At 71.0% G+C, this 19,423-nt stretch carries 20 protein-coding genes; 6 read left to right on the top strand and 14 right to left on the bottom strand.

Features of this window, described 5'->3' with window-relative positions; translation table 11 throughout:
• Window positions 1-17: 17 nt before the first annotated feature.
• From G515_RS0116250 to G515_RS21915, 3 genes are all read right to left on the bottom strand, one after another.
• Window positions 18-1,490, bottom strand: coding sequence for an MDR family MFS transporter (locus tag G515_RS0116250; protein WP_028661000.1), 1,473 nt, complete (start codon window positions 1,488-1,490; stop codon window positions 18-20).
• A 135-nt stretch (window positions 1,491-1,625) separates the two neighbouring features.
• On the bottom strand, window positions 1,626-3,530 hold the full coding sequence (locus tag G515_RS0116245) for an alkyl/aryl-sulfatase (RefSeq protein WP_028660999.1): 1,905 nt from the start codon (window positions 3,528-3,530) through the stop codon (window positions 1,626-1,628).
• A 45-nt stretch (window positions 3,531-3,575) separates the two neighbouring features.
• Entirely contained in the window at window positions 3,576-4,172 is a 597-nt protein-coding gene (locus G515_RS21915) for a TetR/AcrR family transcriptional regulator (protein ID WP_157571151.1), read from the bottom strand.
• A gap of 69 nt (window positions 4,173-4,241) precedes the next feature.
• Between G515_RS21915 and G515_RS0116235 the strand changes: the two genes are divergently transcribed.
• The gene (locus G515_RS0116235; RefSeq protein WP_028660998.1) at window positions 4,242-4,595 is read left to right on the top strand and encodes a VOC family protein; all 354 of its coding nucleotides are present in this window, start codon (window positions 4,242-4,244) and stop codon (window positions 4,593-4,595) included.
• 151 nt (window positions 4,596-4,746) lie between these two features.
• Window positions 4,747-6,084 carry an NADP-specific glutamate dehydrogenase gene (gdhA, locus tag G515_RS0116230; RefSeq protein ID WP_157571187.1) on the top strand — a complete coding sequence of 446 codons (1,338 nt, stop codon included), beginning with the start codon at window positions 4,747-4,749 and terminating at the stop codon, window positions 6,082-6,084.
• Between the two features lie 105 nt (window positions 6,085-6,189).
• On the opposite strand, the gene putP is transcribed toward gdhA, so the two are convergent.
• A complete protein-coding gene (gene putP / locus G515_RS0116225; RefSeq protein ID WP_028660996.1) occupies window positions 6,190-7,686 on the bottom strand; it encodes a sodium/proline symporter PutP in 1,497 nt (498 codons plus the stop codon).
• A 179-nt stretch (window positions 7,687-7,865) separates the two neighbouring features.
• Between putP and G515_RS0116220 the strand changes: the two genes are divergently transcribed.
• The gene (locus tag G515_RS0116220; protein WP_028660995.1) at window positions 7,866-8,135 is read left to right on the top strand and encodes a DUF1876 domain-containing protein; all 270 of its coding nucleotides are present in this window, start codon (window positions 7,866-7,868) and stop codon (window positions 8,133-8,135) included.
• Here the strand turns inward: G515_RS0116220 and G515_RS0116215 are convergent.
• The 7 genes from G515_RS0116215 to G515_RS0116185 all read right to left on the bottom strand — a co-directional run bounded on the left by G515_RS0116215 (window position 8,121) and on the right by G515_RS0116185 (window position 14,173).
• A complete protein-coding gene (locus G515_RS0116215) occupies window positions 8,121-8,756 on the bottom strand; it encodes a hypothetical protein (RefSeq protein WP_036555895.1) in 636 nt (211 codons plus the stop codon). The genes G515_RS0116220 and G515_RS0116215 overlap by 15 nt on opposite strands.
• 2 nt (window positions 8,757-8,758) lie before the next feature.
• Window positions 8,759-9,631, bottom strand: a complete 873-nt coding sequence (locus G515_RS0116210) for a hypothetical protein (protein WP_157571150.1) — start codon at window positions 9,629-9,631, stop codon at window positions 8,759-8,761.
• A 123-nt stretch (window positions 9,632-9,754) separates the two neighbouring features.
• A complete protein-coding gene (locus G515_RS0116205; protein ID WP_028660992.1) occupies window positions 9,755-10,615 on the bottom strand; it encodes an ATP-binding cassette domain-containing protein in 861 nt (286 codons plus the stop codon).
• Window positions 10,612-11,439: a cupin domain-containing protein gene (locus G515_RS0116200; RefSeq protein ID WP_028660991.1), complete on the bottom strand. Its 828-nt coding sequence runs from the start codon at window positions 11,437-11,439 to the stop codon at window positions 10,612-10,614. Before G515_RS0116200 ends, G515_RS0116205 begins: the two co-directional genes overlap by 4 nt.
• Entirely contained in the window at window positions 11,436-12,005 is a 570-nt protein-coding gene (locus G515_RS0116195) for an RNA polymerase sigma factor (RefSeq protein ID WP_028660990.1), read from the bottom strand. Before G515_RS0116195 ends, G515_RS0116200 begins: the two co-directional genes overlap by 4 nt.
• A 113-nt stretch (window positions 12,006-12,118) precedes the next feature.
• A complete protein-coding gene (locus G515_RS0116190) occupies window positions 12,119-13,288 on the bottom strand; it encodes a ScyD/ScyE family protein (protein WP_157571149.1) in 1,170 nt (389 codons plus the stop codon).
• Between the two features lie 123 nt (window positions 13,289-13,411).
• On the bottom strand, window positions 13,412-14,173 hold the full coding sequence (locus tag G515_RS0116185) for a maleylpyruvate isomerase family mycothiol-dependent enzyme (protein ID WP_245565441.1): 762 nt from the start codon (window positions 14,171-14,173) through the stop codon (window positions 13,412-13,414).
• Between the two features lie 150 nt (window positions 14,174-14,323).
• Between G515_RS0116185 and G515_RS0116180 the strand changes: the two genes are divergently transcribed.
• Together G515_RS0116180 and G515_RS0116175 are read left to right on the top strand one after the other, a co-directional pair.
• Complete coding sequence (locus G515_RS0116180; protein WP_036555894.1) at window positions 14,324-14,641, top strand: ArsR/SmtB family transcription factor; 318 nt, start codon at window positions 14,324-14,326, stop codon at window positions 14,639-14,641.
• Window positions 14,638-15,138: an SRPBCC family protein gene (locus tag G515_RS0116175; RefSeq protein ID WP_028660986.1), complete on the top strand. Its 501-nt coding sequence runs from the start codon at window positions 14,638-14,640 to the stop codon at window positions 15,136-15,138. Before G515_RS0116180 ends, G515_RS0116175 begins: the two co-directional genes overlap by 4 nt.
• A 30-nt stretch (window positions 15,139-15,168) precedes the next feature.
• Here the strand turns inward: G515_RS0116175 and G515_RS0116170 are convergent, their stop codons facing one another.
• Together G515_RS0116170 and G515_RS22805 are read right to left on the bottom strand one after the other, a co-directional pair.
• The gene (locus G515_RS0116170; protein ID WP_028660985.1) at window positions 15,169-16,062 is read right to left on the bottom strand and encodes an alpha/beta hydrolase fold domain-containing protein; all 894 of its coding nucleotides are present in this window, start codon (window positions 16,060-16,062) and stop codon (window positions 15,169-15,171) included.
• 76 nt (window positions 16,063-16,138) lie between these two features.
• A complete protein-coding gene (locus G515_RS22805) occupies window positions 16,139-17,896 on the bottom strand; it encodes a serine hydrolase domain-containing protein (RefSeq protein ID WP_051218488.1) in 1,758 nt (585 codons plus the stop codon).
• A 136-nt stretch (window positions 17,897-18,032) separates the two neighbouring features.
• On the opposite strand from G515_RS22805, the gene G515_RS0116160 reads away from it, so the two are divergent.
• Window positions 18,033-18,710, top strand: coding sequence for a cytochrome b/b6 domain-containing protein (locus G515_RS0116160; RefSeq protein WP_169570665.1), 678 nt, complete (start codon window positions 18,033-18,035; stop codon window positions 18,708-18,710).
• Window positions 18,711-18,759: 49 nt separating this feature from the next.
• Here G515_RS0116160 and G515_RS0116155 read toward each other — a convergent pair whose 3' ends face one another.
• Entirely contained in the window at window positions 18,760-19,155 is a 396-nt protein-coding gene (locus tag G515_RS0116155) for a hypothetical protein (protein ID WP_028660983.1), read from the bottom strand.
• Window positions 19,156-19,423 lie beyond the last annotated feature (268 nt).

Genomic DNA, 19,423 nt, shown 5'->3' with positions numbered 1-19,423 from the left:
GAGCGGGGCGGGTGGGCTCAGTGAACCGGGAGGGGAGTGGCGGAGGGGGCGGGGCGGCGGATGAGGAAGGACAGGGCGGCGGCGACGAGTGCGAGGGCGCTGCCCCACAGGAAGGCCTCGTGGATGCCCTCCGCCTGGGCGGAGACGGGGTCGAGCCCGGAGGCGGCCGCGGCGGTCGCGCCGGTGGTCATGACGGTCACGAACAGGGCGGTACCGGCGGCACCGGCGAGCTGCTGGAGGGTGTTCAGGATGGCGCTCGCATGCGAGTACAGCTCGGCAGGTACGGCGCCCAAGGAGGACGTCATCAGCGGCGTCATCAGCATGCCAAGGCCGAGGCTGAGGAGTACGTGGATGCCGACGATCAGGCCGACCTCGCTGTCGGTGCCGAGTCGGGTCAGCAGGCCGAGGGCGGCGGTCACCACGAACGCGCCCGGGATCACCAGCGGTCGCGGACCGAACCGGTCGAATAGCCGGCCGACGAACGGCGCGATCAGACCCATGACCAATCCGCCCGGCAGCAGCACCAGCCCGCTCTCCAGGGTGGTCAGACCGAGCACACCCTGCAGGTAGAGCGGAAGCAGGATGATGGTGCCGAACAGCGCGCCCATCGCCACCAGCAGCATGATCACGCCGACGACGAACGACCTGGTCCGGAAGGGTCGCAGGTCGAGCAGGGGCGCCCCGGAACGCTGGAGCACGGTCTGGCGCCACACGAACAGGGCGAGGGAGAGCGCGCCGAGAGCGATGGGTACGGCGGGCGCCACCGGTGTGTGTCCGGCGGCGGCCTCACCGATGCTGCTCAGCCCGTAGATCAGTCCGCCGAAGGCCACCGCGGACAGGATCACCGAGGCGACGTCCAACGGGATCCGCTGCGGGTCGGAGATGTTGCGCACCAGTGCGGCGCCGGCGACCAGGGCGATCAGGGCGATCGGCAGCATGATCAGGAACAACCAACGCCAGGAGAGGTCGGCCAGGATCAGTCCGGAGATGGTCGGGCCCACCGCCGGCGCCACTGCGATGACGATCGAGATCAGGCCCATCGTGCTGCCCCGGCGGTTGATGGGCACGAAGGTCAGCACGGTCGTGATGAGCAACGGCAGCATCACCGCCGTACCGCTGGCCTGGACGACGCGGCCCGCCACGAGCACCCAGAACGTCGGGGCGGCCGCGGCGACCAGGGTGCCCGCCGAGAACAGCGTCATCGCCGCGATGAACACCGCGCGGGTGGTGAACCGTTGCAGCAGGTAGCCGGTCACCGGGATGACGACCGCCATGGTCAGCATGAATGCGGTGGTCAGCCACTGTGCGCTCGCCGCGGTGACCCCGAAGTCGGTCATCAGACGGGGTACGGCGACGCTCATCACGGTCTCGTTGAGGATCATCACGAAGGACGCGGCGAGCAGCAGGATCAGGACCAGCTTCACCTGGCCCGGGATGCGGTCTGAGGATTCGGGGGCGACGGTCGTCGCGGAGGTCTGGTCGACGCTCACGTGCGGCCTTTCGGCGGAGATCGGGTACGGCCTCGGCTGCAACGTGTTCGCAGGTGTGTTCTATTCCTGTGCGTTCCGGTCGGTCCGGTGAGAGTTGGGCCTCACCGGACCGACCGGAACCGCGCCTCGGACGGGTCAGGGCGAGACGATGGCGAAGCTGCCGTCGAACTCGTCGCACAGGCCGAGCAGGCTGCGCAGGGTGGCGCCCGCGTCGGACGTTTCGATCAGTCCCTCGGACAGCAGGTCGTCGACGGTGCGGGCCCCCATCGAGAGCAGCGCGAGGGTGTGCTTGGCCAGCGCGACGGTGGCCGGCTCGTCGACCGCGACGAGGTGCCCGCGCTGGGTCAGGACGCCGTGCCTGACCCGGACGAATCGCTCGTCACCGGTGTCGGAGACCACGATGCGTAGGGAGAGATCGGCGTTGCCGGCCCGCGGGCCGTTGAGCCGGATCGCGAGGTAGTCGACCAGCATCTCGGCGGTCATCGCGGTGACCGTGTCGGCCTGGACCGAACCGGCCCCTCCACGAGGTGCCGCGCCGCGCAGTTCCATCGCGGCCGTGAGGTAGGAGTTGCGCCAGGTGCCCGCCTCGGACTGGTAGCCCAGTTGCTCATAGGTGTCGGCCTGCAGGGCGCGGGCGGCGTGGTTGTCGGGCTCGGCGAAGACGAGGTGGTTGAGCATCTCGGCGACCCACCGGTAGTCGCCGGCCTCGAAGTACTCCCGGGCCTTGGCGAGGACGGCGTCGGCACCGCCCATGCAGTCGACGTAGCGTCGTCCGGCCTCGGTGGGCTCGTGCGGGTGCAGGTGCGCGGGGTTGCCGTCGTACCAGCCCAGATAGAACTGGTAGACCGCCTTCACGTTGTGGTTCAGGGTGCCGTAGTAGCCGCGGTTGGCCCAGAACGACGACAGCGCCTCGGGCAGCTCGACCCGCTCGGCGATCTCGATCGGCGTGTAGCCGTGCGCGGCCAGTCGCAGGGTCTCGTCGTGGAGGTAGCGGTACAGGTCGCGCTGCTTCTCCAGGAACTCTCGCACCCGGTCCTGGCCCCACACCGGCCAGTGGTGGCTGATGAACATCACGTCGGTCTCGTCGCCGAACTCGTCCAGGGCGTCGCGGATGTAGTTGCTCCAGGCCGCGGCGTCGCGCACCTGGGCACCGCGGAGCGTGTAGAGGTTGTGCATGTTGTGGCTGACGTTCTCGGCCATGCACAGGGCGCGCAGGTCGGGGAAGTGGAAGTTCATCTCCGCCGGTGCCTCGGCATCGGGGGTGTACTGGAAGACGATGCGGACGCCGTCCAGGGTGAGCTCGGTGCCGGTCTCCTCGATCAGGTCGGTCGGCGGGAGCAGCGAGATGGTGCCTGCGGCCAGCGCCGCGCCCAGGCCGATGCACACCTGGCCGCTCTCGCCGGCGGGGAGCCGGGGGCCGAACATGTACTGGCTACGACGACCCATGGCGGTGCCGGCGTACACGTTCTCGCTGATCGCGTGCTCCAAGAAGCCCGCGGGCGCGACGATGCGCACCCGGCCCTCGGCGAGGTCCTCCTCGGACACGATGCCGCGGACGCCGCCGAAGTGGTCGGCGTGGCTGTGGGTGTAGATGACGGCTGTGACGGGGCGGTCGCCGAGATGCTCGCGGACCAGATCCAGACCGGCCCGGGCACCCTCCACGCTGGTCAGCGGGTCGATCACGACGAAGCCGGTCTCGCCCAGGATCACGGTCATGTTCGCGATGTCGAAGCCGCGGATCTGGTAGATGCGGTCGGTCACCTCGAACAGGCCGTGATGCAGGTTGAGCTTGGCCTGCCGCCACAGGCTCGGGTGGACGGTGTCGGGGGCCTCGCCCTCGACGAACCCGAAGCGCTCCAGGTCCCACACCTTCCGCCCGCTCTCTGCGGTGATCCGGATCGGGTCGAGGGTGGCGATGAAGCCGCGACGGGCGTCTGCGAAGTCCTGCCCGTCGTCGTGGGGCAGTTGCTCGGCGGCGAGCTTCTGGGCGGCGAGCGTGGCCGCCGTGGGGGGCTGGGGCACGGTCGTGATGTCGGGCATCGGTGGGTCCTTCGGGTCTGGGACGGGTGGTCGGTACGTCGGTGGTCAGCGGCCGGGGTCGAGTTCGAGCAGGGCCAGCGAGGCATCCACGAGTTCCTCGCCGACGAGGGCTGGATCGCGGCCACGCGCCTCGGCGAAGGCGAGGGTGACCGTGACCAGGGACATCACCTGGTCCACCCGGGCACGCGCGGTGGTCGAGGGGAGCGGGCAGGCTTCGACGAGGAGGGCGCCCGCTTCACGCAGGCTGCCCGCGCGGTAGTGGCTCCACACCGGCGCGGCCAGTCCCGGGTCGAGCAGCACCTGGGCCATGAACCGCGCGTAGCGGCTGCCAGGGGTCCCGATGCTCGCCTCGACGAACGGCAGCACCAGGGCCTCGACCAGGCGCCGGGGGGTCGGACCGTCGGTGTTCTCGGCGAGGGCGGAGAGCAGCGCGCGGCGGGAGGCATCGGCGGTGCTCATCCGGGCATCGATGACTGCTTCGACCAAGCCTGATCGGGAGCCGAAGTGGTACTGCGCGGCCGACTTGTTCGCCTGCCCGGAGAGCTCCTGGACCTGCCGAAGGGAGAGGGCAGCGAGTCCGCGCTCAGCCACCAACTGCTCCGCCACAGCGATCATGGCTCCCTTGGCGCTCTGTCGGGTCACCGCGCCAGATTAAGGCGACTGCCTTAAATCGGTCAACGACCCGAGCGTGGTCGTTGCTACGGTCGGGGGATGAGCCTGGATCTCTTCGCGGGCGTGCCCGTCAGCGAGCTCGGCGCCGCGATCGACTGGTATTCCCGGCTGCTGGGCGGGGAGGAGGCCTTCCGGCCCAATGAGGTGGAGGCGGTCTGGGAGCTGGCCGAGCACCGATACCTGTACGTCGAGCTGTTGCCCGAGAGTGCCGGTCATGCCCGGCACACCCTGTTCGTGGGGTCGCTCGACGAGCTCGAGGAGCGGGTGGCCGCGATCTCCGCGCGCGGGATCGAGCCCGCGGACCTGGAGACCTACGACAACGGCGTACGCAAGGTGACCTACCGCGACCCGGACGGCAACGAGATCGGGTTGGGTGGCGGCCCGACGCAGTGAGGGGGTAGCGCCCGGATTTGTCCGGGGAAGTGGGCGAGGTCTTTCATGAGCCCATGATCAGTGCTGCTCTCGTGAATCCCGTCCGTCTCCACAGATCGATCACCGGTCATCGAGACGCGGCAACGACGGGAGCCGGCCGATGAGCGCGCTGCTGCACGAGCGACTGGAGTCGCACTTCGAGACCGTGCTGGCGCGCAACGCGGGGGAGCGGGAGTTCCACCAGGCCGTGCGCGAGGTGCTCGAGTCGCTCGGCCCGGTGGTCGACAAGCACCCCGAGTACGTCGATCAGGCCGTGATCGAGCGGCTCTGCGAGCCGGAGCGCCAGCTGATCTTCCGGGTCCCGTGGACCGACGACCAGGGCCGCGTCCAGGTCAACCGCGCCTTCCGGGTCGAGTTCAATTCCGCGCTCGGGCCGTACAAGGGCGGCCTGCGGTTCCACCCCTCGGTCTACCTGGGCATCGTGAAGTTTCTCGGCTTCGAGCAGATCTTCAAGAACGCGCTGACCGGACTGCCCATCGGTGGCGGCAAGGGCGGCTCCGACTTCGACCCGAAGGGTCGCAGCGACGCCGAGGTGATGCGCTTCTGCCAGTCGCTGATGACCGAGCTGTACCGCCACCTGGGCGAGTACACTGACGTGCCCGCCGGTGACATCGGCGTGGGCGAGCGGGAGATCGGCTACCTGTTCGGTCAGTACAAGCGGATCACCAACCGCTACGAGTCCGGCGTCCTGACCGGCAAGGGACTCGCCTACGGCGGCTCCCGGATGCGCAAGGAGGCGACCGGCTACGGCACGGTCATCTTCACCGAGGAGATGCTGGCCGCGACCGGCCGGAGCATCTCCGGACGCCGGGTCGCGGTCTCCGGCTCGGGCAACGTCGCGATCTACGCCGCCGAGAAGGCGATCCAGCTGGGCGCCCACGTGGTCGCCTGCTCCGACTCCGGCGGCTACGTCGTCGATGAGGCCGGCCTGGACCTCGACCTGCTCCGGGAGATCAAGGAGGTGCGCCGCGGCCGGCTGACCGAGTACGCCGAGGCCCGCGGCTCGGCCCGCCACGTCGCCGGCGCGAGCGTGTGGAGCGAGTCCTGCGAGGTCGCGCTCCCGTGCGCCACCCAGAACGAGCTCGACGCCGAGCAGGCCGCCGGCCTGGTCGGCAACGGCGTGATCGCGGTCGCCGAGGGCGCCAACATGCCCTGCACCCCCGAGGCGGCCCGCATCTTCCAGGACAAGGGCGTCCTGTTCGGCCCCGGCAAGGCCGCCAACGCCGGCGGGGTGGCCACCAGCGCTCTGGAGATGCAGCAGAACGCCTCGCGCGACTCGTGGAGCGCGGCGTACACCGAGGAGCGCCTGACCCGGATCATGAAGGGCGTGCACGAGCGCTGCGCGGTGGCGGCCGACGAGTACGGCCAGCCCGGCAACTACGTCGCCGGCGCCAACATCTCCAGCTTCCTCCAGGTCGCCGACGCGATGCTTTCCCACGGAGTGATCTGACGCCGGACCGCGCACTCCCTCAGTAGGAGCATTTGCTGGGGGTTGCCACGGACCGGGAGTGCACGCATCACCGCTCGACCGGTGATGCGTGCACCTGGGCCACCCTCACGCCGCCGGCTCGGCCTCGCGCTCGGCGTACTCGACGGCGCGGTCGAACTCGTCCTCGATGGTGGGGTCGGGCTTGTACGTCGCCAGGCTGACCAGCACCGCGACGATCAGGTTCAGTGCGAAGCCGGGGACGATCTCGTAGAGGTTGTCGGTCAGCACGTCGACGTTGCCCCAGATCACCACGGTGACCGCTCCGACCACCATGCCGGCGAGCGCGCCGGCGGCGGTCAGCCGTCGCCAGTACAGCGCCAGCAGGATGACCGGGCCGAACGAGGCGCCGAAGCCCGCCCACGCGTAGGCCACCAGGCCGAGGATGGTGTCGCTCTGCTCCCAGGCCAGCGCCGAGGCGATGATCGCGACGACCAGCACGCACATCCGGCCGAGGAACACCAGTTGCTTCTGCGACGCGTTGGTCTTGAAGACGGCCTTGTAGAGGTCCTCGACCAGTGCCGAGGAGGTGACCAGCAGCTGAGAGGAGATGGTGCTCATGATCGCGGCCAGGACGGCGGCGAGCATGATGCCGGCGACCAGCGGGTGGAAGAGGATCTGACCCATCGCCAGGAAGATCGCCTCTGGATCGTCCAGGGTCTCCTCGGGGTTCTGCTGGAAGTAGGCGATACCGACCAGGGCGGTGCCGATCGCGCCGAAGAGGCTGATCAGCATCCAGCCGATCCCGATCCGGCGGGCCTGCTTGGCCTCCTGCGGGGTCCGCAGGGCCATGAACCGCACGATGATGTGCGGCTGCCCGAAGTAGCCGAGTCCCCAGGCGAGGGAGGAGATCACCCCGAGGCCGGTGACTCCGGCGACCATGCTGAGGCGGTCGGGATCGACCGCGCGGATGCTGTCCGCGGTCTCGGCGAAACCCCCGGTGACGAACACGCCCACCACCGGCACCATCACCAGGGCGAGCACCATGATCGTGCCCTGGACGAAGTCGGTGTAGGAGACGGCGAGGAACCCACCGAAGAGGGTGTAGGCGACGACCACCGCGGTCACCACGATCATGCCGGTGTGGTAGCTCGCGTCGAAGGAGCTCTCGAAGAACACACCTCCCGCAACGACTCCCGAGGAGACGTAGAAGGTGAAGAAGAGCACGATGATGATGCCGGAGGCGATCCGGAGGAGGCGCGAGCGGTCCTTGAGCCGGTTCTCCAGGAAGCTCGGGACGGTGATCGAGTTGTTGGCGACTTCGGTGTAGGTGCGCAATCGCGGTGCGACGAACTTCCAGTTCAGCCAGGCACCGATCGTCAGGCCGACGGCGATCCAGGCCTCACCCAGACCGGAGACGTAGATCGCCCCCGGGAGGCCGAGCAGCAGCCAGCCGGACATGTCGGAGGCGCCGGCGCTCAGGGCCGAGACGGCCGGCCCGAGCCCGCGGTCGGCGAGCATGTAGTCGTCCAGGCTGCTCGTGCGGGAGTAGGCCCAGGCGCCGATCGCCAGCATGGCGACCATGTAGATGACGAGCGCAATCAGCTGATAGGCGGTATCGGACATTCCATCCACGCTAGACCCTTCGCGGCGCCCGGAGGTGGAGGAGCGGGCCGCCCGGGACCGGGAGTACGACGTACGACCGGTCGCCAGGAGGCCGCCCGGCCGCACGGGTGGCCCGGCGCTCGCCGGAGGAGCAGACTGGTGAGTCTCGGCTCAGCCGTTCCCGCGAGGAGGGGACCCAGATGACCACGAAGACATGGACCATCGAGGTGCGGATCGAGGAGGAGGGCGATGTGACGCTCGCCGACGCGGTCTGGAGCATGGAGAACAAGGCGGAGTTGCGCGGCCACGGCACCAGCCGGCGCAATCCGCACGACCACTCGGTGCCCCGCATCGGTGACGAGCTTGCGGTGGCCCGGGCCCTGTCCGATCTGGCCTATCAGTTGCTCGGGGCTGCGGCCGACGACATCGAGTCCTACACGCACCGCAAGGCGCGTTCACTGGCGCTGTGAGGCTGGCGCGGCCCGCGTGCCGCCGGTCGCGGCGTGCGGCGCGGCGGGGCGGGCCGGTCCGGCCAGCAGCAGCCTGAGCAGCCCGGCCAGGCAGACCGCGGCGACGGCATACCACGCACCCGTGACGGCGGAGGACAGGTCGGGGGCGGGGTAGGGCGAGTCGACGTCCAGGAACATCCCGGTCACCAGCGGCGCGGTGCCCACCAGGACCACGGCCGAGGCCACGGCGCTCCCGGGTCGGGACACCCCGCGGCTGGCCACGGCCAGGGCGGAGACCAGGACCAGGGCGCTCAGACCGCACAGGACGGGGATCCAGTCGCCTCCGGACGGACCGGGCGTGGTGGTCGCGAGCAGCACCGCGCCGAACAGGGGTACGACGGCGGCCGTCAGCCGGGCCGAGCGCGCCCAACGGTCCCCGCGCGGGGCCACGGCCGCGACCGCGGCGGCCGGCTCGTCGAAGACGAAGGCCGCCCCCGCGATCGTGACCAGGACCAGCACCGGGCCAAGGGTGCTCCCCGTGTACTCCCACCGCTGCACCACCAGGGCGACGACGGCGCCGCAGGCCAGGCAGCCCAGGACCGAACGCCACGGCACCGCTCGTCGCAGGTACCAGCCGGTCACGGTCAGCCCGCGTTCGCGGAGGGCAGCGGCTCGGAGATCATCAGGTGCTCCACGCCGGTGAACATGGCGAGCAGGAGGAAGACGACCGTCAGCGCGAGCAGGCCCCACAGTGCGAGCCGCAGCCGCTGGGTGCGTGCGGCACGGTCGTGCCAGACCGCTGCGCCGACCGCCAGTGCACACAGTGCCAGGAGATAGAGGAGGTACCAGCCGGGGTTGCCCGCCATCACGCCCTGGCCGTGATCGGGGATGCCCTGGTAGTCGCCGTCATCCATCGTGCCGGAGTGGAACATCGCCCACGGCACCCACAGCCGGTACTCGTTGTTCTCGCCGTACTGCACGATCCCCTGGCCGGCCAGGTCGAGGACCACGACGGCGACCACCGCGACCGCGGGGGCACCGGGGAAGCGCAGCCACCGGCCGACCAGGACGCCGAGCAGTGCCCCGCCGAGACAGGCCACCGGGGCGAGGGCCAGCAGGATGCACCACACCTGGAGGTCGTTCATGGTGCCGAACCACAGCTCGTTCGCGTGGGTCCCGTTCAGGGCGAGGATCGCGAAGATCTCACCGATCCATAGCAGGCCGGCGGTCAGCGGGACGACGCACGCACCCGCCACCGCGAGCGTACGGCGGGCCTCGCCCCCGGGCGCGGTGCCCACGGCCTCGACGGCGACCTCGGTGGACCGGGTCAGCCGAGCCGCGACCACCAGGCTGGGCAGTCCGATGAAGAAGGCGGGGATGATGGTCATCGCCAGGACCGCGTCGGTGTAGTCCTTCGTGTTGGCCAGGTGGAGGTAGAAGGTCAGGCCGAAGGCGACCAGCACCCCGATGATGAACACCGGGTGCTTGGCGAAGCGCTTGGCTTCGATGGCGACCATGGCTCCGAGGCTGCCATGGCTGGTTTCGGGCAGGGTGGAATACACGATCGGCTCCTTGCGGTGATCGGAATGGTGCGGCCGGACGACGCGTCCGGCCGGGATGCACGTGCGGATCCGGGAGGATCAGACGGGGTGGGCCGCCGGCTCCGGTCCGAGCATGAGCAGGTAGGCGTCCTCGAGGGTCGGCTCGGCCGGGAGACCCTGCTCGGGGCGTGGACCTCCCACGACCCGGTGTCGCCCGGTGCCGGTACGCCAGGTGACGATCGCCCCGGGCACCTCCTCCTCGCTCAGCCAGACCTGGCCCGCGGCGGTGGCGACGAGGTCGACGACCGCGCCGTCGAAGCGGATGCGGCCCCCGGCCAACACGATCACCCGCTCGCACAGCGCCGCGACGTCCTCGGTCTGGTGCGTGGAGAGCAGCACCGTCGAGTGCTGGGCGACCGTGGAGAGGGTGCGTCGCAGGAGCGCGCGCTGGGTCGGGTCGAGTCCAGTGGTGGGCTCGTCGAGGACGAGCAGCGCCGGATCTCCGAGCAGTGCCTGGGCGAGACCGACCCGGCGACGCTGGCCGCCGGAGAGTCGGGCCACGCGCTTGCCGGCGAGGTCGCTCAGGCCGACCAGGTCGAGCACCCGGCGCACCTCGCGGTGGCGGGCGCGCCGCTGGTTCCACTCCTTGAGCACCGCAACGTACTCGAGGAACCCGAAGACCGACATGTCGCTGGGGTAGCCGAGCTCCTGGGGCAGGTAGCCGAGGCCGCGGCGCACGGTGACGAGGTCGTGGTGGGCGGCGAGCGGGTCATGTCCCAGCAGCCGGATCGAACCCCGGTCCGCGGAGATGCTGGTCGCCACCACCCGCAACAGAGTGGTCTTACCGGCTCCGTTGGGGCCGAGCAGACCGGTGACGCCGGTGCCGAGTCGCAGGGTGATGTCGGTGAGGGCGGCCGTGCCCCCGTAGGACTTGCCGACCGAGTCGAGGACGACGTTCACAGGGCTGCTCCGATCCTTCGGCTGCGCTGGGAGCGCAGGCCGAGGATCGCGAGGGATGCCAGGGCGAGCGCGCTGTAGAGGAGTTGCTGGTCCACTTCCACCGGCCAGGTGTTCGACGCGGTTCGCAGGGAACCCAACACCAGGCCGCACCAGGCCAGCGCGACCACCGGGGCCGCGAGCCGGGGGCCGATGAAGCTGGCCAGCGCCATCATCACCGGCACCAGGGCCAGGGCGGGGCCGAACCACGCGGCCGCCACCCAGAGCGGTCCGGGCAGGAAGAGGCCGAGGACGCCGGAGACGGGCAACACGCTGATCAGCACGGCCAGGGTGCGGACCAGGATCAGCCGGCCACGCCCGTACGGCGTCGCCACGGCCAGCGCGTCGAAGGCCTCGTCGTGCGAGGGGTAGGCGGCGGCCACGCCCAGCACGGGGATCATCGGCGCGACCAGCAGGAACGGCCACAGGACGCCGTCGCTGAGGGTCGTGGCGGCGGTGGCGAATCCCAGCGCGACGATGGCGCTGGAGAGCCACGCGACCCGCATCGAGGCGGCCGCCGCCAACAGGATGGCGGTGGGCTCGGGCAGCCCGAGCCCCCTGGCCCAGCGCAGCGGCGCGGGGAGGCGGAGGGCCTGCGCCTCCGAGCGGACACCGTCCCACACGTCGTCGAGCCACGCTGGCTCGAGCACGGCGCCCACGGCCGCACGGCACCGGGTGCACCGGTCGACGTGACGTTCCAGCGAGGCGGAGGTGACGGCGTCGAGCCCACCCCCGGCGTACTCGCGCAACAGCGCGGGGGAGGCGTGCCACTGAGCGGTCGTGCTCATGAGAGTCCCTCCAGACGTCGGTCCGCCAGAGCTTCGCGGAGTTGCGCCTTGGCGCGGTGCAGTCGGGTCTTCAACGTGTTCGGACGGACGCCGAGCAACCGGCTGGCCTCACGGGTGGTCAGACCGTCCAGGACACAGGCCTGCACCACCGCTCGGAACTCCGGCGACAGCCGTCGCAGGGCCTCGCCCAGGTCGCCGTACTCGACGCCGAGGAGCACCTGCTCCTCGGCGGCGGGGAGGGTACCGGTGGTGGCGGTCTCCCAGTCCGGGACCAGCACCACCTGGCGGCGCTGCCGGAGCCGCGAGACCATCCGGCGGAAGGCGATGCCCCACAGCCAGCCGGCCACCTCGCCCTCGTCGCGCCATTTGCCGGCGTCGCGCCACATCGCCACGAAGGTGTCCTGCACGACGTCGAGGACGACCTCGCGATCGTTGCACCGACGCATCAGACGGGCCGAGAGCCACGGGGCGTGCCGGTCGTAGAGCTCCCGGAGCGCGGCGAGGTCGCCGTCCGCTGCCGCACGCAGCAGGACGGCGTCCTCGACCTGTTCTCCGTCAGTGCCCACAACTTCCCTGTCGCATCCGGACGGGCGATCGGTTCCCGTCCGGACCACGAGGATTCTGCGGTCGGGGTGTGGCTCCCGCGTCCTCGGGAGACGGGGAGCCACACCGAGGTGGGTCAGCCGGCCTTCATCAGCGCGCCCGGTCCGAACATCGGGCCGGTCACGTAGATCTCCCGGCCGTTGACGTCGACCCCACCGGGCATGATGAGCTGGTCGGTCAGGAGTTCCTTGGTGTAGGTGCGTCCCTTCCGCTGACCGACGAGGAACAGGCCGCCCACCTCCGATCCGGGCACTCCGAACTCCATCGACAGCCACCCCATCTTGGACAGCGACATCGCGTAGATGCCGTACGGTCCGCTGGCGAGGTCGGTCACCGAGGTCAGCCCGTCGGCGTACCTGGTGCACTGCCGGTTGCGCGGCCGCTCCGGGTCACAGGTGGCGTTGACCGAGCCGGGCTTGATACGCCAGATCTGCGAGGTTCCCGGCGTTGCGGGGAAGCCGCGCAGTTCGCCGACGTACCAGTAGCCGTCCTTGCCGACCGTCACGGACGTGGTGACCGCTTCGGCCGGTAGTTCCAGACCGGCAGGCGGTAGCGGACCGCCCTCCTCCTCAGGAACGTCGGGCAGACCCTCGGGCACGGTCACCGTCCGTGGCAGGACCCGGGCGACCGTCCGGATCTTCCCGTTCGGCCAGACCCGGAGCAGATCGTTGCCGGCCGCGTCGGCGACCAGGACGGTGCCGTCGCGGAGCGCGGCGAGGCCGTAGGGATTGCTCTCCTCCGGGTTGTCCTCCAGGTCGTACGGGTCGACGTCGTCGGCCTGGTAGGCGCCGATGTCCGCGACCGGCTTCGGCTTGGACCAGCCGGGGCGCCACTTGAACAGCGTCGCCCCCGCAGCGGGACCGGGCTCGGTCGGCTCGAGCGCCTCGGGCGCGGGTGTTTCGTCCTCGGGCGGACCTTCCGCGGCGCCGGTGAGCAGGTAGACGCTCCCGTGGCTGCCGGCCGCGATCGCCGGTGGTAGTCCGCCGGGCAGTGCGCCCAGGGGGATGACCTTCGCCGGTTTGCGCCGCTGTTCGACGACCAGGCTGAACGCGCCGCCGGTCTCGGTGACGAGGGTGCGGCCGTGGCCGAGGGCGTCGACGCCGCGAGGGCCGTCGAGCGCCGTGATGGTGCGCAGCGCGGTGGAGGAGCCACCGCCGTGTCCGTTGCCCGCGATCGCGGGGGCCGCCACCAGCGCGAGCGCGACGGTGACCACCCCCGTCCCGATGCGTCTGGTGGTCGTTTTCATCCGGTCCCCTTTGACCTGTGGGGGGTCTTTCCCTCCCACCCAGAATGGAAGACCCGTCGATCAGGCCGTGTCATGCCCCATTTGAAGGCGGCTGATCTCCGGCCGGACCGGGACGGTCGGGGTTCAGCGCCAGCTGACCTGCATCTGGTCGCGCCACTGGGTGAGGAAGCCGGGGTCCGAGGAGGTGGGGCCATCGCTGCGGTTCCAGAGGCCGAGATAGAGCTCGACCGCCGTGCCGGAGAGGACGACGTCCGCGCTCGCCTCGCCGCCCCGGACGGTGGTCACGGGCTCCGCGGAGACCGACAGGGTCCAGGCCTGACCCGTGTCCGTGCTCTCGACCCGGACCGTGATCGGGGACTCGGAGCGGAGGCGGTGCCGGCGACGCGGTAGGAAGCCGGTGAGCAGTTCGTCGACCCCGTCGGCGGCCAGCCGCGGACCCAGCCAGGTCTCCGCCGGGAGCGGTGCGCGGCCGAAGGAGGCCGACATCGCGTCCACGGCGTGGATGGTGGTCTCGTGGCACTGTCGACGGGCCCAGCCCATCAGGGGCGGGGGATCGCCGGCCAGGAAGAACGGCACGTCGAGGTCCTCGGGTGCATCGGCCAGCGCCTGGAGCAGTGCGCGGGCGCCCTCGTCGAACCAGGTCAGCTGGTCCGGATCGGCCAGCCCCTCCGCGAACGAGGCGTCGGCGTCGACCGTGTCGAGCGACCCCGTGCGGATCACGCCGGCGGCCCAGCGGTGCACGGCGCCCTGGTGGGCGACAAGGTCGCGCAGCGTCCAGCCGGGACAGGTGGGGACCGCTGCCTGCGGTCCGTTGCGGTTGGCGTGTTCGCGCAGCACCGTACCGGCCGCGCCGAGCCCGTCGCCGTACTCCATGAATTCCAGCACGACCCGACCCTACTGGGCCGAGCGTGGACGGTACGCGGCTCTACCGGACGATCGGGCACACCTGCCCCGACGCCTCAGCCTCGGGAGGCCTCGGCCCGACCGGCCGCAGAGCCGTTGACATGTGACTAAATGGTCACCTATTGTGGGGCGATGGATGAGGACGACGTCTTCAAGGCGCTCGCGGATCCCACCCGCCGGGCCCTGCTGGACGCGTTGTTCGCCGAGGACGGTCAGACCCTGACCGCGCTCGAGCAGCGGCTACCGATGTCGCGATTCGGAGTCATGAAGCACCTCAAGGTGCTGGAGGCGGCTGGCCTGGTCGTGTCCCGCAAGCAGGGCCGCGAGAAGCTGCACCACCTCAACCCCATCCCGATCCGCCTCATCCACGATCGATGGGTCAGCAAGTACGCCGAGCCGTGGACGGCCACCCTGTCCCAGCTCAAGAGGAGTCTCGAGGAGCCCTCGTGAACGACACCATTGCGCCCGTCTCGTTCCAGCGCGGCACCGCCCCCGTGGGCGACACCGCCGTGTTCGAGATCTACATCAAGACCACGCCCGACCGCCTGTGGCAGGCGATCGTCGACCCCGATCTTCGCGCCACGTACAGTTTCGGCGTCGGGGTCGAGTCCGAGTGGACCGCCGGATCGACCTACCGCGCCGGCGTCCCGGGCACCGCCATCAGCGAGGGGGACAACCTCGTCGTCGAGCCGCCGCACCTGCTCGTCCAGACCTTCACCGCGCTGTGGAGCGACCAGGTCAGGTCGCTCGGTGCCACCCGGGTCACCTGGGAGATCGAGCAGGTCGGCGACTCGTGCCGCCTCACCGTCATCCACGACCAGCTCCCCGAGGCGGCCAACGCCGAACTCTACGGCGGCTGGCCGATGATCCTCTCCGGGCTCAAGACCCTCCTGGAGACCGGTCAACGCCTCACCACCCCCGGTTCCCTGATGTACGGCAGGGAGTGAGGCCGGGGACGATGTGCCCTCCCTGCCGGCTCAGCCGATCGAGCCGAGCGTCTCCACGATCCGGCGTCGGGCCGCGGCGCCCTCGGGGGTGGGGGTGAGCGGATAGACGTGCAGCAGGCCGGGGGCCTCCTGGAAGTCGACCTCGACACCTGCCGCCCGGGCGCGGTCGCGCAGCAGGCGGGCATCCGGGTTGAGGATGTCCCGGGTGCCGGTGAAGACGCTCAGCGGGCCCAGCCCGGCGAGGTCGCCGAAGAGCGGGCTCACCAACGGGTCCCGCCAGTCACGGTCCCCGCGCCAGACATCCGCGAAGAACACGCCGCCCTCCCGCCCCAGCCACGGGTCGCTCGGCTGCACGAGGTCTACCTCGGGGTTGGTCAGTTCCAGGTCCAGCGCCGGCGAGATCAGCAGGGACGGGACGGCGGCGTCGTACTCGTCCCTCAGCAGGATCGCGGTGGACAGTGCGATCTGCCCGCCGGCGGAGTCGCCGGCCAGCGCCGTCGGACCGTAGCGCTGCGCGGCCTCGAGCCACAGCCGGGCGCTCGTGGTGACCACCTCGGCCGCCTGGCCGAAGGGGATCAGCGGATAGATCGGCACCGTGACGGCGAGGCCGGCCTCGGCGGCGATCTGGGTGATCAGCAGCCAGTGCTCCCGCACGATCTGGTTCACCCACCCACCTCCGTGGAGGTAGACCACCCCGCCCCGCGGTCGCCCGGTGCGGGGGAGCACCGTGTAGACGGGCCACCCCTCCCGCTGCTCCACCTCGACGGTCACGTCGCCACGCAGCCTGCGCGGAGGCCCGTACGTCGCCGGCCGCATTGCCGAGGCGGCCAGATGCTTGGCCGCCTCCGAACGGGAGGCGAACTTGCGCTGCGCGCCGATCAAGCGGAAGTACGCCGGCAACACCCGGCTGGGGACCTGCACCATCGTCGTTCCTCGGGGGCGGGTGCCCGCCGGCGGTCCGGCGGGACGTCTCGGGCCTGGCACGCGGCGATCGGGGGTTTCACCGCTCCCGCAGCGCGGCGGCCAGGACGCGCAGGCGGGGGTAGGCGGACGTGGGATGGGGGGTGAGGGTCACGGTGCCGGGGGCGAGCAGTACCTGCCACCAGGTGTGACCGGCGGAGACGAGCAGCTCGGTGCCGTCCGCGCCCACCCGGACCGGGCGCTCGACCAGGACGGGAGGGCCGAAGGCGCGTAGCAGCACGGCGACCGGCTCCTCGGCCTCGAGGGCGGTGCGGGCCCGCAACAGTTCCTCCGCCCCCAGCGTCGGCAACGCGGTGACCCGGAGTTGCTGGATGCGCGGATGGGCCTCGGGGCTGAGCAGCAGTTCGAGCTCGTAGTGCCCCTCGGCGGCCGGCAGCACCCATCCCGCGTGCGCCATCGCGCGGCTCCACACCGCCGGAGTGGCGTCCGGCGGATCGACCGTGCCGGCGCGTGCGTGGGCCGCCTCGAGCAGTCGGTGGCGTTCGGCGTCCGGCACGTCCTGTTCGACGTTCTCGGCGAAGTGGTCCGGGTCGGCGAAGGGCGTGAGGGCCGCCCCGGTGGCGTGCGCGGCCAGCCGATCGGAGGCCGCCACCACGCTGTCCAACGTCGCCGGTACGACGGGCGCGGGCCCGCCCCGAGCGGCCCCCCGGACCAGCAGCCTGAGCGCGTCCATGGCCTGGTCGTAGGCGCCGGCATAGGTGGCGTTGCTGAGGGTCACCACTCCCAGCCCGGTGGCGGGATGCCACAGCATCCGCGAGCCGTAGCCGGGGTAGCCGCCGGCGTGGTGGACCAGGTGCCCGAGGTCGGAGTCGTGGGTGACGAACAGGCCGAAGCCGTAGCCGTTGGCGGTCGCGCCGAGGCTCGGCACGGCGTGCGCCGCCGGCACCGTGAGTTCGCCGTTCACGCCGGCGAACCGGTGCAGTTGCTGCATCTCGCGCCGCGCGGCCTTGGACAGCGGGTGGTCATCCGGAGCGGGGTCGAAGGCGCTGACGAACCCGCCCACCCAGCGGGCCAGATCGCCCAGCGTGCTGTGCAGCCCACCCATCGCGGAGAAGGCACCGGGCGGGGTCGGGGCCAGCTCGACCCACTCCTCGGCGCGTTTGACGTGGCCGGCCACCAGGGCGGGACCGACCGCGGCTGCGTCGTACCGGGTGGCGGTCATGCCGAGTGGGGCCAACAGCTCCCGCTCGATCAGGATGCGGTGTGCACCCTCCGGCGGGATACCGCTGGTCTCGGCGACCACCTGCTCGATCACCCGGCCGAGGATCGCGTAGCCGAGGTTGGAGTACTCGAACCGGGTGCCGGGGTGGGCACCGATGGTGAACCCGCCGTCGAGGAAGGTGCCGAACTCCGCATGGCTCAGCGACTCCTGGCGGTCCCCCCACGGGTCGTCGGTCAGCAGCCCACCACTCATGGTGAGCAGATGCCGCAGGGTCAGGGCCGGGCTGTCGGGCGCGTACGGCGGTTGGTCGACCAGTTCCGGGACGTACTGCGCCACCGCGTCGTCCAGATCCAGGTGCCCGCGGTCGCGGAGGAGCAACAGGGCCGCCGCGGTGAACGACTTCGACATCGAGGCGATCCGAAACACGTGGTCGGGCCCCGGCAGCACGCCGCCCGCCGGGCCGGGTCGCGTCGTACCCGAGGAGCCCACGTGGATCAGCGCCGAGCCGCGCACCACCCCGTGCACCTGGCCCGGCGTCAGCCCCTCCGCGAAGCGTCGGGCGAAGAGCGCGTCCACCGCTCCGGTGTCGAGGGCGCTGTCGGGACTGGCATCCATGGATCCTCCTCGGCAGGGGATGGGTGATGGGAGCCGTGGTCGCACCCTCGGACCGAACCGTCGCACGAACCGGCTCCCGGCTGGCACGCTACCCACTGCCGCCCACACCGGTGCGCGAGTCGGCTACAACTGGACCATGCGACTGCGCAACGGCCCGCACGGCTACGGCGCGGTGACCAAGACCCTGCACTGGTCGACCGTGCTTGCCTTCGCTGCCCAGTTCGGCGTCGGCTACCTGATGTCGACGGAGACAGACGTGCCGGAGGTCGAGTGTGACCCGCCGGGTGAGGGGCGCAGCGGCGGCGACACGACCGATGCGGAGCAGGCCCGCCTGGATCGACTGGAGGAGCGCTGCGAGGCCGGGCAGGACCGCCTCGAGGACGAGGCCGACGACACCCTCGGCACCGCCTGGGCGGAGCTGACCTCGGGCGGTGACGGGTTCGCCGACGGGCTCTCGCTCCCGGAGACCCACATCCTGCTCGGACTCCTCATCCTCGGGTTGGCGTTGCTCCGGCTGGTCTGGCGGGCGAGCACCCCGCTCCCGCCCTGGTCTCCCCGGCTGAACCCGACCCGAAGGCGCCTGGTCCAGGTGACGGAGCGGACGATGCTCAGCCTCCAGGTCGCGGTCCCCGTCACCGGACTCGTGCTGATCGCCGGCGGGCCCGTGTGGGTGCACATCGGCGGCCACCTCGCCTTCTTCGCGGCGCTGGCCGTGCACGTCGGCACGGTGGTCGGCAACCGATTGCTGCCGCGGATGCTCCCCGGCGGCGGGACGTCGTACCGCGCTCGCGAAGCCGGGGAGGTCGCGCGCTGACCCGGAGAGGCGAGCCTTCCGGCGGGCGGCAGCGCGGAACGGACTCGGACTAGAGCCCGTCGGTGGGAAGGATCGCGTCGGGATCCAGCCGCGGGGGTACGTGCGCCAGGGCGGTCTGCACGAGCGCGATGCGGGACTTGATGAGTACGGCGCGGCGCAGCCTGCCGTGCTCCTCACCCACCAGGTCGGTCACGGTGTCCTTGACCTGCTGCTCGGTGAAGGTGGGCCGGGTGCCCGGCTCGACCTCGACGTCCGGCAGCGCCACCAGGACCGGCAGGATCTGGCTGCCGAGCGCGTCGAGCATGGTGAAGCGCTGGTAGCGGTCCATCCCGTCCCAGACCTCGTCGATGTCGGCGCCGCGCTTGCGGTGCTTCCGGTCCGCGGCCACCACGGCCTTCGCCGCGCCCGTCAGCGCCGCGGTGAGTTCGTTCTCGGTGAATCGCACCCCTCCAGGATGCCCGGTCCTCGATCCGGTCGGGTGGGTGGGCCGGTGCCGTGTCGAGGCCGGATCGCCGTCGAACACGTCGCCGCGACGGCTTCGGGCGCCACTGGTCTGGACGCCCGAAGCCTGAGCCGAATGTCGGTGTGCGCACTCTGCTTCGACCTTGGTCCCGAGTACCCAGCCAGGCAGGTGCCATGCACGTCCGGGGCATGACAAGATCACTGCGCCACTGGTTGGTCTGGAAGCGGCCGGGTGGGAGAATTCAGGTGCG

The organism is Nocardioides insulae DSM 17944, assembly GCF_000422825.1.
GTDB lineage: Bacteria > Actinomycetota > Actinomycetes > Propionibacteriales > Nocardioidaceae > Nocardioides > Nocardioides insulae.
This window is presented reverse-complemented; position numbering and strand designations above follow the sequence as displayed.

Bases quoted from the DNA above. Each gene is read 5' to 3' on its own strand.
- G515_RS22805 (WP_051218488.1), bottom strand. From the start codon at position 17,896: ATGGATGCCAGTCCCGACAGCGCCCTCGACACCGGAGCGGTGGACGCG.
- G515_RS0116170 (WP_028660985.1), bottom strand. From the start codon at position 16,062: ATGGTGCAGGTCCCCAGCCGGGTGTTGCCGGCGTACTTCCGCTTGATC.
- G515_RS0116210 (WP_157571150.1), bottom strand. From the start codon at position 9,631: ATGGTCGCCATCGAAGCCAAGCGCTTCGCCAAGCACCCGGTGTTCATC.
- putP (WP_028660996.1), bottom strand. From the start codon at position 7,686: ATGTCCGATACCGCCTATCAGCTGATTGCGCTCGTCATCTACATGGTC.
- G515_RS0116180 (WP_036555894.1), top strand. From the start codon at position 14,324: ATGGATGAGGACGACGTCTTCAAGGCGCTCGCGGATCCCACCCGCCGG.
- G515_RS0116160 (WP_169570665.1), top strand. From the start codon at position 18,033: ATGCGACTGCGCAACGGCCCGCACGGCTACGGCGCGGTGACCAAGACC.
- G515_RS0116190 (WP_157571149.1), bottom strand. From the start codon at position 13,288: ATGAAAACGACCACCAGACGCATCGGGACGGGGGTGGTCACCGTCGCG.
- G515_RS0116235 (WP_028660998.1), top strand. From the start codon at position 4,242: ATGAGCCTGGATCTCTTCGCGGGCGTGCCCGTCAGCGAGCTCGGCGCC.
- G515_RS0116220 (WP_028660995.1), top strand. From the start codon at position 7,866: ATGACCACGAAGACATGGACCATCGAGGTGCGGATCGAGGAGGAGGGC.
- G515_RS0116200 (WP_028660991.1), bottom strand. From the start codon at position 11,439: ATGAGCACGACCGCTCAGTGGCACGCCTCCCCCGCGCTGTTGCGCGAG.
- G515_RS0116245 (WP_028660999.1), bottom strand. From the start codon at position 3,530: ATGCCCGACATCACGACCGTGCCCCAGCCCCCCACGGCGGCCACGCTC.